Source organism: Dyella sp., assembly GCF_035685885.1.
Classification (GTDB): Bacteria; Pseudomonadota; Gammaproteobacteria; order Xanthomonadales; family Rhodanobacteraceae; genus Dyella.
In genome coordinates, this window is record NZ_DASRZX010000036.1 from 1 (window position 1) to 16,939 (window position 16,939).

The window sequence follows — 16,939 nt, forward strand, 5'->3', positions numbered from 1 at the left end:
CCATGGATGCTTCAGCATGGGGAAGAAGATCGCGAGATAACCCGTGACCGACACCGCAATGGCCACGTTGCCGATGACGTTGGCCACCCAGTAGAGCATGTTGGTCTGGAAGGCGGGGAAGCGACCCACGTGATCGCGCGCGTAGGCGTAGGGTCCACCGGCTTTCGGCTCGACCATGCCCATGTGTGCAAAGACCAGGCCGAGCGCGCTCGCACCGATGGCGGCAACGATCCATCCAAGAATGGAAATGCTGCCGACGTTGGCGAGGCTGGAGGGCAACAGGAACAAGCCCGTGCCCACCATGTTGGCGACCACCAGCGAGGAGGCGCCAAGCAACCCCATCTTCTTGCCGCCTCCCGTCACCATGGCGCAGCGTCCTCAGGACTTCAGGCACTGCACGTAATACTCCCCATCATCCACTTCGACGCCGTGCGTATCGTGGCCGAATCCGGGGAAGGCGTGGTCCCAACTCTGCAATGCCTTGAGGTAGCCGATGTATGGACCGTCCGCCGGCCCCGCTGCTTCGCCCGGCATCACCATCGGGATCCCCGGCGGATACGGCACTATGCTCGTGGCCAACGTGCGATTGGCAAGATCGGCGAGCGCCACACGCTCCACGCGTGCACGCAGCAGTTGCTGATAGGCGTCCGCGGGCGTGAGGCGCGCCTCGGGCAGGTTGGAATAGGCATGCTGCAAGTGCTGGATCTGCCCGGTTTTCTTCAGCTCCCCGAACATCTGATCACCCAGGCCGCGCAATCCCAGGCCGGCATAGCGCGCGGGATGATCCGCCACCAGGTTGGGCATCACGCGCTCCAGCGACCGGTCCTCGTCGTAGTCGCGCTTGAAATCCAGCATGGCGGTGACCAGCGTGCTCCACTTCGCCTTGGTGATGCCGATGGAGAACAGGAAAAGCACGGCGAAATCGCTGGTCTTCTCCACTTCGATGCCGCGCGCATCCAGATACGCGGTGAGCAACGTGGCGGGAAAACCCTGCTCGCCCAGCGCGCCGTCATCCTGTACGCCCGGCGTCAGCACGGACACCTTGATCGGGTCCAGCATGCAGTAGCCGTCTTCCAGGCCCTCGAAGCCGTGCCAGCCTTCTCCAGGATGGAGCACCCAGGCGTTGGCATCGGTGGCGAGCCATTCGGGGGGCGCATCCGCGAATGCCACCTTCGCGCCGGACTGGTCGGTGACCTCCTCCGGATTCCACGTGCGGAAGAACCAGCTGCCCTTGCTGGCGAAATCGCGATGGATGCGTCCAATCACCTGACGGAAATTGATCGCCTCGTCGATGCTTTCCCGCGTCAGCGCCACGCCACCCACGCCATCCATCATCGAGGCGGCCACTTCGTTCGAAGCGATGATCGGATAGAACGGCGAAGTCGAGCCGTGCATCATGAACGACTCATTGAAGCGCTCGTGCGGTATCGCGCTGCGCCCGTCGCGAACATGGATGTAGGACGCCTGTGAAAAGGCGGCCAGCAGCTTGTGGGTGGAATGCGTGGTGAAAACGGTGGGACCCTTCGGGTCGTGCTCCGACGATGGACCGCGCATGGCCAGGCGGCCGGCATAGATCGGATTGAACCGCGCATAGCCATACCAGGCTTCGTCGAAATGGACGCGGTCGACCCAATTGCCTACTTCTTCGAGCACGCGCTTGGTGTTGTAGCAAAGACCGTCATAGGTGGAGTTGGTCACCACCACGAATACGGGCTGCTGGTCGGCCAACCCTTTCGACAGCCCATGACTGGCCACCGCGCTCCTGACGCTGGACTCCACGAACTTGTCCGGATAGATGGGCCCGATCAGGCCATAGCGGTTGCGCGACGGCACCAGGTAATGCGGGATGCCGCCGGTCATGGTCAATCCATGCTCGATCGACTTGTGGCAATTGCGATCGCACAGCACGACCTGGTCGCGGCCTACGCAGGCCATGAAAATGATGCGATTGGAAGTGGAGGAGCCGTTGGTGACGGTGTAGCTGCGATGGGAGCCGAAGATACGCGAGATATATTTCTCGCTGTCGCCGATGGGACCGGTGTGGTCCAGCAGCGAGCCGATCTCCCCGACGCTGATGGAAAGATCGGTGCGGAAGATGTGCTCGCCGTAGAAGTCGTAGAAGGCCCGCCCGGTCGGGTGCTTGAGGAATGCCGTGCCGCCGGTATGGCCAGGCGTGTGCCAGGAGTACTCATGCACCTGGTTGAAATTCGCCAGCGCCGTAGTGAGTGGCCCGAGCAGCGCAGACAGATAAATCTTCATCGCCGCGTGGACACGGCCAGCAACAAAGGTGGCCGAATCCTGTGACAGCCATATCAACTCGTTGATAGCCTGCACGATCTCCACGTTGAGCGTGCGCGCCTTCCCGGGCTCGGTCATGAGGAAGATCGGTACGTTTTCGTTGCGCGAACGCACCGTGTTGATCAGGTCTATGGCCGATGCGTTGTCGTGCGACTCGCCATCGGAGCCCGGCAACGACCAATCGATGAGCATGGCGTGGAGCGCAGCGTCCGACATGATCATCGAGCGACCGTCATCGACGTTGGTGGCCGTTATCGTCTCGATGTTGCGATCCTCGAACTCGCTGGCCAACGTACGGCAGGCCCGACCGCCGGCGCTGTCGGTGCCGACATGCGAGTGAACCAGCAGCACGCGCAACTTCTGGCGCAGATTTCGACGTTCGAGCATGACGTTTCTCCTGGAGGAAAAAAGAAAGGCGGCGCTGTTTTGCCGTCGTTCCGAATCAGGTCGTTGCATTCATGGCAGTGCGCCCTGCCTTCGCTCGGCGGGAAGTCCCGCGAGCGACGTGTTCGTTTCGGGGTGCGCGGCGCGCCTTCCAAGGTTTCGCGCATAAAGCAGCGTGGTCAGCAGGGTCAGGATGAATGCCCAAACCACTTGCCTGGAGTCCGAGCCGAGAATGGCCCACGCCGAATAGATCACCGTGATCACGCCGAACACGATATAGACCACGCCGTGCTTTCCCCACTTGCCTCGCGCCAGCACGAACAACGCGCCGGCGGTGTAGAGATAGGCGACCAGCGTAAAGATGACCGAGATGGACGAGATCACGCCGAACTGCTTGCTGGCACTGGGCGAAATGGTCAGCAGCATGATGATGCTCATTGCCACCGCCACGATGATCAAACCTTTTGCCGGCGTCCCTGCGGCATTGATCTTGGCGAATACCGGTGGAAACAGGCCATCGTCCGCGGCGGCCTTGGCGGTCTGGCCCACCACCAGCGTCCAGCCACCCAGCGAACCCAGGCAACCGGCAGCGGCGCAGAACGCCACCAGCGCCGCGCCCCATCGACCCAGTACCAGCCCGATGGCATCGGCGAACGGCGAATCAGACTTCGCCAGTTCGCTGTTGGGGATCATCCCCATGATGGCCGTACACGACGCCACGTAAAGCACGGCGGCAATCAACACGCCTCCCACCGTGGCAATGGGGATATTGCGTTTGGGATTCTCCACGACGGCGGCGGCCACCGAAGCAGTCTCCACCCCGATGAAAGACCACAGCGTCACATTGAGCGTGCCTTGCACGGCATCCATGGCGCTGTGCCCACTGACGTTCCACGCTGCCATGTACGTTCCGCTGCTGAATTCCAGCCAGCCGAATACTGCCACGCCAACGATGGGAATCATCGCCAGCACGATGGCCACCGACTGCACACGCGTCGTCAACATCGGCCCGAGAATATTGATGAAAGTAAACAGCCACATCACCGCGATGCCGGCGAACGCGGCCATCAACGGCTGCTTGAGGATCGGAAGGAAAAACGTGAGGTAGCCCACGCCCACGACCACCATGGCCACGTTGCCGACCCACGATCCCAGCCAGTACAGCACATTCACTTCGTAACCAGAGAAGTCGCCGAAACTCTTTCGCGCGAACGCGTAGGAGCCACCGGCACTGTTCTCCACCACGCCGGTAAGCTTGGAATACGTCATGGCCAGCGACACCGCGCCGAGAATGGTGACCAGCCAGCCGAAGATGGCGATACCGCCGGTCGCCGCGAGGTTTGCCGGCAGCATGAAGATGCCCGAGCCCATGATGTTTCCCGCCACCATGAGCGTCGCTGCCACCACCCCGATCTTCCCTGGCTCAGCCATGACTTTCCCTCAAGCGTGCCGGTTCAGTGCTTCTTCTTCGCCGCGACCTTTGCCTGCTTCGCGGGCGCTTTCTTCTCGGCCACGACGCGTACCCACATGTCACCGTTCGCATCGGCGTGCACGTTCTGCACTTCACGTCCGAAGCCCGGAAATTTCCTGCCATAAGCCTCGACAGCCTTGAGGAAACTGACGATGGTGCCGCCTTTGGGGTCCACGCGTTCGCCGGGCATCAGCACGGGAATACCCGGCGGATACGGCACGATCATCAGCGCCGCCACGCGTCCCGCCATGTCGCCGATGCGCACCTCTTCCGTATTGCCGTGGATCAGCTGTTGATATGCCTCGGCCGGCGTCAGCACCTGCTCGGAGAGAATCTCGCCAGCGTGGTTCGCCATGGCTTGCAGGTCCAGCTCGCTCATGACCTGATGCATCTCATCGCACAGTTGGGCGAGCGTCACACCCCGATAGCGATCGGGATAGGCCTGGACGAGATCGGGCAGCGCTTCATCCAGCGAGGCGCCGCGATCGTAGAGCCGCTTGAACGAAAGCAGCGTTTCCAGCAGCGTGCCCCATTTGCCCTGGGTGGTGCCTACGGAGAACAGCACGAGGATGGTGTAGTCGCCCGTGCGCGCGATCGCTTGCCGACGCGCATCGAGAAACTTGGCCAGGATCGCGCCCGGCACGCCACGCTTGGCGAGCTTGCCCTTGGCATCGGTGCCAGGGCAAAGGATCGTGACCTTGGTCGGATCCAGCATGCAGAAATCATCGCGCACGACATCATCTGGCAGGCCGTGCCAGGCATCGCCGGCCTTCAGCGTCCAGCACTCGGCCGACTCCGCAAGCACGTCGGGCGACACCTCATGGAACGGGATCTGCTTGCCCTTGATGGCCACCTTGGGTGGCTGGAACAAGGAAAAGAACCACTCGTCCTCTTCCTTGAAGCGATGCCCGACCAGCGCCACGGCGCGTCGGAAAGCCACGGCAAGATTGACGGTTTCGCGCAGCAGCGCCGGACCCGAAGGCTCGTCCATCATGGCCGTGGCGATGTCCAGCGACGCGATCAGCGGGTAATACGGCGATGTCGTGCCGTGCATCATGAAAGCTTCCTTGATCGGCGACCACTCGATCGCGCCACGCTTGCTGTTGCTGACATGGATATAGGAAGCCATCGAAAAGGCGGGAAGCATCTTGTGCGTGGACTGCACTGCGACCACCGTGGGTCGATCCTTCATGTCCCGCGGCACACCCATCGCGAAGCGATGCTTGTACAACGGATGGAACTTGCCGTACGCGTACCATGCTTCGTCGAAATGCACGCGGCCAACGCTGGCCGAAAGCATCTCGGCCACCTTGTCGACGTTGTAGAGCAGGCCGTCGTAGGTGGGATTGGTGACAACGGCGTACACCGGATCCTTCGATTTGGCGCCTGCCGTCAGCGGCGATCCGGCGATCAGCTCCTGGATGTGCGAACGCGAAAAGCGCTTGGGCGGAATGAGGCCGATCATGCCGTATCCATTGCGACTCGGCTGGAAATACACCGGGCGCGCGCCGGAAAGCGTCATCGCGTGGTTCAGCGACTTGTGACAGTTGCGATCGGCGATGACCATCTCGTCATGGCCGATGGTGGCCTGCGCGACGATGCGATTGGAGGCCGAGGAGCCGGCGAGCACATAGAACGTCCAGTCGGCGCCAAACACGCGAGCGGCCATGCGCTGCGAGTCGGCGGGTGGTCCTTCGACATCCAGCCATGAGCCCAGTTCGGCGTTGGAGATGCCGATATCCGCACGCATGATGTTTTCGCCGAAGAATTCATGGAATTCCGCGCCTGCGGGATGCTTCAGGTAAGCCGCGCCGCCCATGTGGCCTGGCGCGTCCCACTGGTAGGCGCCCTCTTCCGTCAACTTCTTCAGCGCCTTGAAATAAGGAGGCAGCAAACCGCTGTGGTAGTCGTCGATGGCGAACTGCAGGCGCCGGGCGAAGAACTCCGGCGTCTCGCTGCCCACGTTGACGTACTCACGCACTTCCCGAATGAGACTCAACGGCACGTCCGGCGTCTGGATGCTGCGTGTGATGAGGAAGATCGGAATCCGCAGCGACTTCTCGCGCACGGCGCGCACGATCTGCATGACGGACTTCTCGCTCATCGCGGAGGTCTCTCCCAGATTCCAGTCGATCGCCACCGCGGAATACGATGGCTTGCCGCGCGCGACGGCAAGGCCGTCCTCGCAACTCAATGCCCGGACAACCTCGATGCCGCGATCCTGGACGGCTTTGCCAAGCCTGGTCAGTGCCAGCCGAAGAACGGAGCCCTCATCCGGCAGGTCGCTGGTGATGTAGAGAATCCACGGATGGTTCATCGACATGGTGCATGTCCTCTCGTCTTTGGCGCCGACCGTGCCAGCGGCTATCAGTTGACCGGGATATCAGGGATTGAGGTCATAGCGCAGCGTGGTCTGTATGCGCTGGCCCTGGCCGCGTGCGTCCGTCAGGTCGATGTTCTGCCCCCACAGGTATTCGACGCCGAGCATGGCGCGCTCACTGAATTGCCATGCGAGGTTGAGCGAGGCGAACTTGGTGCTCTTGGGCATCGTCTCGTCGATCAGCAGGTTCGACTGCGGGCTGATGCGCAAATAGCCGTAGGCCAAGCTGGAGGTCAGGTTTTCCAGCCATGCATGCGTATAGCCGGCACCGTAGCCCCGCGCGCGAATGGCGCGGAGGTCGCTCTCAGGCGTAAACGCCGCATCCAGTCCAAGGCCGGAGATGTCCTGCAGGAAATTGGCGTAACCCTTGCCGTAGCTCACCCAACCCTGGACGCTGTCGTGCTCGAACAGCTTGGTGGTGCCAGTGAGCTGTGAGGCGTAACCGGAAGTGCTTCGCGTGTGCGCATCGGCACTTTCCACGCGCAGGTCGCGGAACAGGTTTGCCCACTGGACGTGCCAGTCCGGAGCCTGCCAGCGCAAACCGAGCACGATGTCAGGACGACGCGAATAAGTGCGGAAGTCGAAGTCACCCGGCACCGTGATGTCGGCATTGGGTTTCTCCAGCGACATCGGCAGCGTCAGCGCGCTTTCACCGCTGCGATAGAGCACGGGCGAGAAGCGGATCTGCGGACCGTACTTGAAGGTGAACGAATTGGGGCCTTCGTAGTCCAGCGTGTTGGGGAATACATCGATATCGGTGAATGCCGAGATGTTGTAGCCGGCGAGCAACGAATAGCGGTCGTTGTCCAGTTCGCCGTAGAACGTCTGCAGGTTGTACGGCATGTCGCCCGTGCCGCTGCCGAAGAAGTTGTTCTTGTAGACGACCTTCAGGGTGCCGTAGTCCGTCTCACGGCGAAAATCCATGCGGAAGATGCTTTGCTTCGCGCTCATGTTGGAGCGCCGGCCACTGTCGTAGAACGGCTGCCCTCGAACCGGAATGGATGAGGGAACGAACAGGTCTGGCGCACCCATGTACGTGCTGTCGGCCATGGCATCGAGTTGCGCCACCAGGTCCAGCTTGAGCAGGTTGCCGGTGTCGCCGAGGCGGACATATCCCTGGGGCAACGGTTCGGTGGCGCCAGCTAACGCCGATGGCGGCCGATACGGCGGTGGCGTCGATGGCGCGGGTGCAGAGGCGGAACTTACCAAGGGTGCGGCCTGCGTGGGCGCGGCCTGCACCTTGGCCTGGGCGCGCTCCTTGGCTTCCAGTTCCTGCAGGCGCGACTGCATCTTCTCCATTACCTGCTGCTGCGCCTGCATCTGCGCCTTTACCTGCTCAAGCTGTGCCTTGAGCTCGGCCGTCTCCGACGATTGCGCATGCACGCCGGTACTGGCCGCGAGCCCGTATAGAAGAATCGGTGCCAACTTGCGCGCGCGCAAAGACGCGGAGCGGATGTTTTCCCCATACATGCTGACACCCCTCGATTCGGGATTGATGAGAGTTTTCATGCAACCGAGTCGGAAAATCTCCGGCACCCCTTACCGGATCTACCCCTGCAAAGCGCCCTGTTGGAAAGATCTGTCAATGACACGTAGCTATTCGGTAAATACAACATTGAATGTGTAGAAGCGCTCAATACGAAACGATAGATGTCCATGCGTCGGCGGGTAGATGCAAGTCGTCGCGCTCGAATCGAACTACCTAAGTAGAACTACGGAACCCCTCGCTGACCTTGCGACTCATCCATGTCATCGGCCTGACTTTTCAGGACATCACTGGAAAACCACGCATGCAAGGAACACAATGTTTCGCAGGCCGTGCCAGCGCGCGAAACGCCCCGCAGCAAGCCGCGGGTTCGCCGTCACAAGGATCGCTATCCGGCAAGCACGAGACTAATGCCCAGCAGCGCCACGCCATCACGGGGCCTGTTTGGCAAGGAAGGCAATACGGCAAGAAACCATGAACGTGGGAGGCACCATGTCTTCGTCACGCATCGTTCGATCAGCACTGTTTGCTTGCATGGCGCTGACATCAGCGTCTGCCTTTGCAGACGACCACCCCATGCTGGATTACTTTTCCATCAGCGGCGGCGTATTCGCCAACAGCTTCTCGGGAAGCCTTCGCGCGGATGGCCAAATCCGCAACTCCGGCACACCACTGGATTTCGACCGCGACCTTGGACAGGGAGGTACGCGCTACCTGCCCTTCATCAACGTGACGTGGCGCCCGTGGGATCGGCACGAATTTGAATTCGACTACTACCACGACTCCACCGACAACTCGCGCACGCTCGACCGGTCGCTGGAATTCAACAACCAGACCTTGATCGTCGGCTCGACCCTCAAATCGGAGTTCTCCCTCGATGCCTATGCGCTCTCCTACCGGTACTGGGCGTGGATGGATGACAACGCTGCCTTTGGCATTTCTGCCGGCCTGCAGGCTTACAGCTTCGATCTGCGTCTCAAGGGCACGCTGACCGCCGCGGGCGGAGGGGGCGGCGTTTCCGCCACCCACGAGGGCAATGCCAAGGCCTCCAGCGATCTACCCGATCCATCGATCGGCCTCTCCTACCGCTACCAGATGGCGCCCTGGGCGCGGCTGTCCGTCGACGCCGGCGCCTTCAAGGCCAACATCGGCAATATCGACGCCAAGCTCTACAACTTCCGCGCGGGCGTGGAGTTCTATCCCTGGGAAAACTGGGCGGTCATCACTCAGTACTCCTACAACAAGATCGACGCCGACGTGGAAGAGAACCGCTTCAAAGGCAATGTCACGTTCCGTTTCAGCGGCGGACAAGTGCTGCTGAAATATCGATTCTGACGAGGCCGTGGATTTTTCGGCGGGCAGCGGGCGCGGAGCATCCCGACTGCTGCGGGAACCCGGCGCAACGGCACGCGTGCGAGTGTCCTGATGGAACACCCCGCTTTGTTCATGGGTTGGCTGCGCGGTTACCAGCGACCGTGGATACGCAGCGACGTGGTCGCCGGCATCACGGCCTCGGCCATCGTGCTTCCCAAGTCACTGGCGTATGCCACGGTGGCGGGCCTGCCGATCCAGGTTGGCCTGTACACCGCGTTCGTTCCGATGCTGGTGTACGCGGTCGTCGGCACGTCGCGCCCGCTCAGCGTGAGCACCACGACGACCCTTGGCATGCTTACCGGCGCAGCGCTCGCGCAGGCCGTGCCGGATGGCGATCCGTTGGCGCTCGCGGCAGCCACGGCGATGTTGTGTCTGCTGACCGGTGCGATGCTGATGGGCGCGGCGGCGCTTCGGCTGGGCTTTATCGCGAATTTCATTTCCGCGCCCGTCCTCACCGGATTCAAGGCGGGTGTCGCGGTCGTGATCGTCGTGGACCAGCTGCCCAAATTGCTTGGGCTGCATATGGCGAAGAGTGGCTTTCTCCACGACGCGTGGGCCATCGTCAGCGCCATGCCGGACGCATCCCTGGCGACTGCAGGCCTTGGTGTGGCCACAATCCTCCTGCTTCTTGTCCTGGAACAGGTGATCCCGAAAGCACCGGCGCCACTGATTGCCGTGGCAGCGGGCATTCTCTGCATGCCACTGCTGCACCTGTCCACGCACGGCGTGAGTGTCGTGGGCCACGTTCCCACCGGGCTGCCTTCGCTTGTGCTCCCCGCGTTATCGCAGGCCAGTCTGCTCTGGCCTGCAGCTGCAGGTATCGCCCTGATGAGCTTCACCGAATCGATAGCCGCAGGGCGCGCCTTCGTGCTGCCGGGCGAATCCTTGCCGCGACCCGATCGCGAACTGTGGGCCACGGGTCTCGCCAATCTCGTGAGCGCGCCCTTCGGCTGCATGCCCTCGGGCGGCGGTACGAGCCAGACGGCCGTGAATCGCATGAGCGGCGCACGAACGCAGCTGGCCGGACTTGTCACTTCGCTGGTGGCGCTGGCGACCATGCTCCTGCTCGCCCCCTTCATCGGCATGATGCCCAACACCACGCTGGCAGCCATCGTCATCGTCTATTCGATCGGGCTGTTCAAGCCATCGGATTTCAAAGCCATCCGCGCCATTCGCCGAACCGAGTTCTGGTGGTCCGTGGCGGCGCTTTGCGGTGTGGTGCTGCTCGGGACGTTGCGCGGCATCCTTGTGGCCATCGTCGTATCGCTGATGTCGCTGTCCTATCAGGCGTTGAATCCCGCGCTGCACGTACTCCGGCGCAAGCCTGGCACGGTCTTGTTCCGCCCTGTTTCCGAACATCATCCCGATGACGAAGCGACGCCGGGCCTGCTTGTGCTACGCCCTGAAGGCCGTCTGTTTTTCGGAAACGCGGAGCATCTGGGGCAACGCATCCAGCCGCTGCTGGCCGATGAGCAGCCACGGGTGGTGGTGCTGGACATGAGCGCGGTCTTCGACATCGAGTACACCGCGCTTGTGGCATTGATCGATGCCGAGGAAAAACAGCGAATGGCGGGTGTCGAGATATGGCTTGCCGGCCTTAGCCCCGCGGTGCTGGACACCATTCGCAAATCGCGCCTCCACGACGCATTGGGGGAACAACGCATGTTCTACAGCGTGTCCGATGCGTTTGCCGCGTGGCTGGATCGACAGCCCAGCTGAGGCCCGGATCGAAACACGCACGGATGCAGGGATGGCGATATTTGGTTCGCATCGTGGAGGCTTGTCATGTCGGTCGTTCCCCGCCCACGGCTGGACCTCGTTCGCCACCTGCTGGTGATCGTCATCATCGGGCTGCTCATCCTGGGCAGCCTGTATGTCCTGCGTCCGTTCATGGCGGCACTGATCTGGGCCACGATGATTACGGTCGCCACGTGGCCGCTACTGCTCAAGCTGCAACGAAGGCTCGGCAACCGGCGCGGACTGGCCGTGCTCGCCATGATGGTGGCGATGCTTCTGATCATCGTGGCGCCGCTGGCTGCCGCGGTTGTCACCATCGTGGACCACACTGATGCCATCCACGACTGGGTGGCAGGCATGCCGTCCTACACCTTGCCGCCACCGCCGGAATGGGTGACACGCATCCCCTTGGCCGGCAAGAAACTGGCGGCGGAATGGCAGACCCTTTCCGACGCGGGACCGGGCGGCGTGCTTGCGCGCATCAAGCCGCACGCTGCAGGGATCACCAACTGGGCGCTTGCGCAAATGGGCTCCATCGGCGGCCTGGTGCTGCACCTGGTACTGACGACGATCATCACCGGCATCCTCTACGCACAGGGCGAATCGGCCGCCGACGGCATCGTGCGCTTTGCACGCAGGGTCAGTGGCCATCGCGGTGAAATCGCGGTTGAACTCGCTGCCAAATCCATCCGCGCGGTGGCACTGGGCATCATCACCACGGCCGTGATCCAGTCGGTGCTGGGTGGCCTCGGCCTGCTTGTGGCGGGTGTGCCGCTTGCCGGCCTGCTGACGGCGGTGATGCTCATCCTGTGCATTGCCCAGCTGGGTCCTGGCGTGCCGCTGCTTATCGGCATCGGCTGGCTTTACTGGCAAGACCACACCGTGGCCGCCATCGCCCTGTTCGTCTGGGCGATCTTTGTGGGCACCATCGACAACGTCATCCGGCCCGTCCTGATCAAGCGCGGCGCGGACCTGCCTTTCCTGCTGATCCTGGCCGGAGTCATCGGCGGCCTGTTCGCATTCGGCCTGGTGGGCCTGTTCGTCGGACCGGTGCTGTTGGCCGTGACGTTCACCCTGCTTCAGACCTGGATCGACGAACCGCCACCGGACGCCGTCCTCGTCGTTCTTGCTCCGGACGAGACGACATCACCGCCGGCCGAATGATGGTTTCTGCCGGTTCGCGTCAATGCGCCGGAGAGTCGGCCAATGCGTCCGGTCCGGTTGGCCACCCATAACCCAGCGCCTTGTACACGTTGATCACTTCGATCAGGCGCTGCGCCTGCAGACCCGATTGGGTGAGCTGCGCATTGAACAAGCTTCGCTCGGCATCAAGCACTTCCAGGTAACTGGTGTAGCCGCCTTCGTACAGATCGCGCGAGAGCGAAGCGTACTTGTGCAACGACCTCACCTGGTCATCCGTGAAAGCCAGTTGCTCCTTGGTGCGCTGCTCGCCCACCAGTGCATTGTCGACATCCGCAAACGCGCTCTGTATCGCCGACTGATAACCCAGCAGCGCCTGTTGCTGCCTGGCTTCGGCCTGCTTGACCGAACCGGAGATGGCGCCGCCCGTGAAGATGGGCTGGCTGATGCCGCCGGCATAAGCCCAGGTCTTTGCCGGCCCGTCCCACAGTGAGCCGAGCCCGGTGCTGGCGCGTCCCAGCAAACCGGTAAGGCTGATGGTGGGAAAATACTGAGCCTTGGCCGCGCCGATCTGCGCGTTGGCAGATATCAGCGCCTGTTCCGCAGCCCGGATGTCCGGCCGCTGGTTCAGCAACTCGGAAGGAAGCCCTGCGGGAATGGCCGGAAGACTGATCTGGTCGATGGGCTTGCCGCGCGGAATCGGCCCGGGGTTCTGGCCCAGCAGCAGCGACAGCGCATCCTCCTGCTGTGCGATCTGTTGGTCGATCGCAGCTTCGGAGGTCTTCGCCACCGCATATTCCGACTCGGCCTGGGACAACTGCACCTGCGAAATCACGCCACCCTGGAAACGCTCCTGGAACAGGTGCAAGGCACCTTCGCGGCTCTCTACCGTGGCGCGTGCGATCAACAGGCGCTGGTCCAGGTCGCGCAAGGTGATGTACGCGGACGCGACATTCGCCTCCAGCGACACCAGCGTCGCCTGCCTGGCGTATTCCGTGCCGAGCAGATCGGCCTTCGCCGATTCGCGCAGGCGACGCAACTTGCCGAACAAGTCGATTTCCCACGACATCATCGCATTGAGCTGCACCTGCGACGTTTCGTAGGACGGCGTCAGCTCCGTGGCAGCCGCACGTTCGCGCCCCGCCCCCGCATTGGCGCTGAACTGCGGAAACAAGGCGGAACTGGTCGTGGTCACCCGGCCCTGATATTCCTCGATGCGCGCCGTCGCTATCGCCAGATCCTTGTTCTGGGCAATGGCCTTGTTGATGAGTTCGTCAAGCACGGGATCTTTGAACTGCGACCACCAGCCAGCATTGAAGCCCGTGGCAGAGCCCTGCTCCGCAAACCGATAGCTGGCCGGAACCTCAACCTCGGGCCGATGGTAATCCGGCCCCATCAGGCAGCCTGCCAGCGCCACGCACAGCAACGAAGGAAGCAGCGAGCGTCGCAAGACCGGCATGTCAGCCCTCCTGCCCCGGAGGCGCAAGTCCCTCCGACGGCTTGGCCGGTGCTTCCACAGGCACGCCCTTCTTCTTCGCACGCCGGTCGGCCATGGCTTCCAGGCCCCAATAGAACATCGGAATGAAGAACACCGCGATCACCGTGGCGCCCAGCATGCCGAAAATCACGCCCGTGCCCAGCGAACGCCGGCTGGCCGACGATGCGCCACTGGCGATGGCGAGCGGAATACAGCCGAGCACGAAGGCCAGCGACGTCATGATGATCGGACGCAGTCGCAGCTTGGCCGCATGCAGCGCCGCTTCGTACGGCGACATGCCTTCCTTCTCGCGCATCTCCACCGCGAACTCGAAGATCAGAATGGCGTTCTTGGCCGCCAGTGCGATCAGCACGGTGAGGCCGATCTGGAAGTAGACGTCGTTCTCCATGCCGCGCAACAAGATGCCAATCAATGCGCCGAACAAGGCAAACGGCACCGCCATGATCACGCCCACCGGCAACGACCACTTTTCGTACTGCGCTGCCAGGATCAGGAACACCATGAGGATGGCGAAGCCGAATACCGCTGCGGCCGTCGAGCCGGCAGTTTTCTCCTCATACGCCTGACCGCTCCAGCCATAGCTGTAACCCGAGCCAAGCACTTCCTGCGCGGTCTCTTCCATCGCGGAGAGCGCCTGCCCCGAGCTGTAGCCTTCGGCAGCATCACCGGTAATCTTGGCGGCCGGGAAATTATTGAAGCGGGTGACGATATCGGCGCCCGGCACGTAACGCGTGGTGATCATGGACTTGATCGGCACCATGTCACCGCCCTTGCTGCGCACGTAGAGATCCATCAGGTCGTCGGGCTTCATGCGATTGGCCGGCTCGGCTTGCAGGATCACCTGGAACAGGCGGCTGCTCTTGGGGAACTGGCTGACATACAGTGAGCCGAACATCGTCTGCATCGCCGTATAGACGTCCTGCACGGCCACGCCCTGTGTCTCCGCACGCTCCCTGTCCACCTCCACCAGCAACTGGCGCGATCGAGTGTTGATGGTGGTGTTGACGCCACGCAACTCGGGACGTTGCCGCGCCTTCGCCAGGAATTCCCGCACCTTGCCCTCCAGTTGCTGGTAGCTGGCGTTGCCCGTGCTTTGCAGCCAGAACTCGAAACCGCCCGTGGTACCGAGACCCGGGATGGATGGCGGATTGATCGGCACCACCACACCATCGGTATAACCCCGGAAGGCGCTGCTTCCTTCGCGTATCAAGTCGGCAGCGGTCTGCCCCTCGCCACGATCGGCAAAGCCTTTCAGGGTGACAAACAACGTGCCGGCATTGGTCTTGTTCTGCGAGTCGATGAGGCTGAAGCCGACCGGCGCCGCCACCGACTTCACGCCCGGCTGCTTCAGAAACCATTCTTCGGCACGCTTGGACAACTCGCCGGTGCGGTCGAGGCTCGCGGAATCAGGCAGCACCACGGCGCCGAACAGATAGCCCTGGTCTTCCACCGGAAGGAATGACGTCGGTATGGATCTGAACAATCCGACCGTGATCACGATCATGCCCAGGATCAACAGCAGCGACGCGGTCACCCGCTTGATCGACAACTGGACGCCGCGTCCGTAGCCGTTGGTCAGCGCGTCGAACTTGGTGTTGAACCAGGTGAAGAAGCGATTCTTCTTGTGACTTCCTGGCTTCAGGATGATCGCGGCGAGCGCTGGCGACAGCGTCAGCGCCACGATGCCCGACAGCACCACGGAAATGGCAATCGTCACGGCAAACTGCTTGTACAGCTGACCGGTGATGCCCGAAAGGAAGGCCACCGGAATGAACACGGCCAGCAGCACCAGCACGATGGCCACCACCGGCCCACTGACTTCGTCCATGGCCCGCTTGGCCGCCTCCTTCGGCGGCAGCCCGAATTCGGTCATGTTTCGTTCGACGTTCTCGATCACCACGATCGCGTCGTCCACCACAATGCCGATCGCGAGCACCATACCGAACAGCGTCAACATGTTGATCGAGAAACCGAACGCACTCATGCCGATGAACGCACCGATGATGGACACCGGCACAGCCAGCAAGGGCACCAGGGTCGCGCGCATGCTCTGCAGAAAGATGTACACCACGATGATGACGAGGACGACCGCTTCCAGCAGGGTATGCACGACCTCGTTGATCGACTCATGCACGAACTCGGTCGTATCCAGCGCCACCTCGTATTCGAGCCCGGGCGGGAAACTCTTCTTGAGCTCGGCGAGCGTCTTGTTCACTTGCGCTGCCACGTCCAGTGCGTTCGCGCCAGGTTGCTGGTAGACGGCCATGAGCGTGGCAGTCTTGCCGTTGAAGCGGCCGCGTAGCGAATAGTCCTTGGAGCCGAGCTCCGCACGACCTATGTCCTTGACGCGCACCAGGGCTGCCGCATCATTGGTTCCCCCGCGAAGGATGATGTTCTCGAATTCCGCGGGTTCGGTCATCCGACCTTTGGTGGCGATCGGAAAGGTTTGCTGCACCGGCCCCGGCGTCGGCGCCGCACCAATGCGTCCGGCGGAAAACTGCTGATTCTGGTTGGCCACCGCCTGCTTGACGTCCTCCACCGTGATGCCAAGCTTGGCCATGCGATCGGGCTTCAGCCAGATGCGCATGGCGTAATCCGCCGAACCGAAGATCGATGCCTGGTTGGCGCCGGGGATGCGCTTGATCGCGTCGAGCACGTAGACGTTGGCGTAGTTCGCCACGTAGGCCGGGTCGAGCGAGTTGTCCGGCGAATAGATGGCTATCACCATCATGAAGGCGGACGATCGCTTCTGCACCGACACGCCCTGCGAGGTCACCTCGCTGGGCAGGAACGGCAAGGCCAGGTTGACGCGGTTTTGCACATCCACCTGCGCCAACGATGGATCCGTGCCGATATTGAAGTACACGGTGAGCGTCATGTTGCCAGTCGATGAACTCGTCGAGTTCATGTACATCATGTTGTCCGCGCCATTGACCTGCTGCTCGATCGGCGCGGCCACGTTATTGGCAACCACCTCGGCGCTGGCTCCCGGATAGGTGGCCGTCACCGTGATCTGCGGGGGCGTGATGTCCGGATACTGGGCGACCGGCAGCGCGAGCATGGTCAGCGCGCCACCCAGCGTGATGACGATCGATATGACCGATGCGAAAATCGGCCGATCGATGCAGAAGTGGGAAATGCTCATCGCCCGCGCCCTTTTTCCCTACCCCG

Annotated in this window: 10 protein-coding genes; 3 read left to right on the forward strand and 7 right to left on the reverse strand. The window is 62.2% G+C overall.

Annotated elements, in window-relative coordinates; translation table 11 throughout:
* The 5 genes from VFG49_RS04395 to VFG49_RS04415 all read right to left on the reverse strand — a co-directional run.
* Positions 1-366 (reverse strand): amino acid permease (locus tag VFG49_RS04395; protein WP_324858295.1); only part of this gene is annotated, 366 nt, incomplete at its 3' end.
* 12 nt (positions 367-378) lie between these two features.
* The gene (locus VFG49_RS04400; protein WP_324858296.1) at positions 379-2,685 is read right to left on the reverse strand and encodes an Orn/Lys/Arg decarboxylase N-terminal domain-containing protein; all 2,307 of its coding nucleotides are present in this window, start codon (positions 2,683-2,685) and stop codon (positions 379-381) included.
* A gap of 69 nt (positions 2,686-2,754) precedes the next feature.
* Positions 2,755-4,113, reverse strand: coding sequence for an arginine/agmatine antiporter (gene adiC / locus VFG49_RS04405; protein ID WP_324858297.1), 1,359 nt, complete (start codon positions 4,111-4,113; stop codon positions 2,755-2,757).
* A gap of 23 nt (positions 4,114-4,136) precedes the next feature.
* Positions 4,137-6,476, reverse strand: coding sequence for an Orn/Lys/Arg decarboxylase N-terminal domain-containing protein (locus VFG49_RS04410; protein WP_324858298.1), 2,340 nt, complete (start codon positions 6,474-6,476; stop codon positions 4,137-4,139).
* A gap of 60 nt (positions 6,477-6,536) precedes the next feature.
* Complete coding sequence (locus VFG49_RS04415) at positions 6,537-8,042, reverse strand: DcaP family trimeric outer membrane transporter (protein ID WP_324858299.1); 1,506 nt, start codon at positions 8,040-8,042, stop codon at positions 6,537-6,539.
* Between the two features lie 553 nt (positions 8,043-8,595).
* Between VFG49_RS04415 and VFG49_RS04420 the strand changes: the two genes are divergently transcribed.
* The 3 genes from VFG49_RS04420 (at position 8,596) to ydiK (ending at position 12,294) form a co-directional block, all read left to right on the forward strand.
* A complete protein-coding gene (locus tag VFG49_RS04420) occupies positions 8,596-9,354 on the forward strand; it encodes a hypothetical protein (RefSeq protein WP_324858300.1) in 759 nt (252 codons plus the stop codon).
* 90 nt (positions 9,355-9,444) lie between these two features.
* Positions 9,445-11,112, forward strand: coding sequence for a SulP family inorganic anion transporter (locus VFG49_RS04425; protein ID WP_324858301.1), 1,668 nt, complete (start codon positions 9,445-9,447; stop codon positions 11,110-11,112).
* 66 nt (positions 11,113-11,178) lie between these two features.
* Positions 11,179-12,294, forward strand: coding sequence for an AI-2E family transporter YdiK (gene ydiK, locus VFG49_RS04430; RefSeq protein WP_324858302.1), 1,116 nt, complete (start codon positions 11,179-11,181; stop codon positions 12,292-12,294).
* A 19-nt stretch (positions 12,295-12,313) separates the two neighbouring features.
* Here the strand turns inward: ydiK and VFG49_RS04435 are convergent, their stop codons facing one another.
* Entirely contained in the window at positions 12,314-13,729 is a 1,416-nt protein-coding gene (locus VFG49_RS04435) for an efflux transporter outer membrane subunit (RefSeq protein WP_324858303.1), read from the reverse strand.
* A gap of 1 nt (position 13,730) precedes the next feature.
* Positions 13,731-16,913, reverse strand: coding sequence for a multidrug efflux RND transporter permease subunit (locus VFG49_RS04440; protein WP_324858304.1), 3,183 nt, complete (start codon positions 16,911-16,913; stop codon positions 13,731-13,733).
* Between the last annotated feature and the right edge of the window lie 26 nt (positions 16,914-16,939).

Coding starts and splice junctions, on each gene's coding strand:
- VFG49_RS04400 (WP_324858296.1), bottom strand. CDS start 2,685: ATGCTCGAACGTCGAAATCTGCGCCAGAAGTTGCGCGTGCTGCTGGTT.
- VFG49_RS04420 (WP_324858300.1), top strand. CDS start 8,596: ATGCTGGATTACTTTTCCATCAGCGGCGGCGTATTCGCCAACAGCTTC.
- VFG49_RS04440 (WP_324858304.1), bottom strand. CDS start 16,913: ATGAGCATTTCCCACTTCTGCATCGATCGGCCGATTTTCGCATCGGTC.
- VFG49_RS04435 (WP_324858303.1), bottom strand. CDS start 13,729: ATGCCGGTCTTGCGACGCTCGCTGCTTCCTTCGTTGCTGTGCGTGGCG.
- adiC (WP_324858297.1), bottom strand. CDS start 4,113: ATGGCTGAGCCAGGGAAGATCGGGGTGGTGGCAGCGACGCTCATGGTG.
- VFG49_RS04425 (WP_324858301.1), top strand. CDS start 9,445: ATGGAACACCCCGCTTTGTTCATGGGTTGGCTGCGCGGTTACCAGCGA.
- VFG49_RS04410 (WP_324858298.1), bottom strand. CDS start 6,476: ATGTCGATGAACCATCCGTGGATTCTCTACATCACCAGCGACCTGCCG.
- VFG49_RS04415 (WP_324858299.1), bottom strand. CDS start 8,042: ATGAAAACTCTCATCAATCCCGAATCGAGGGGTGTCAGCATGTATGGG.
- ydiK (WP_324858302.1), top strand. CDS start 11,179: ATGTCGGTCGTTCCCCGCCCACGGCTGGACCTCGTTCGCCACCTGCTG.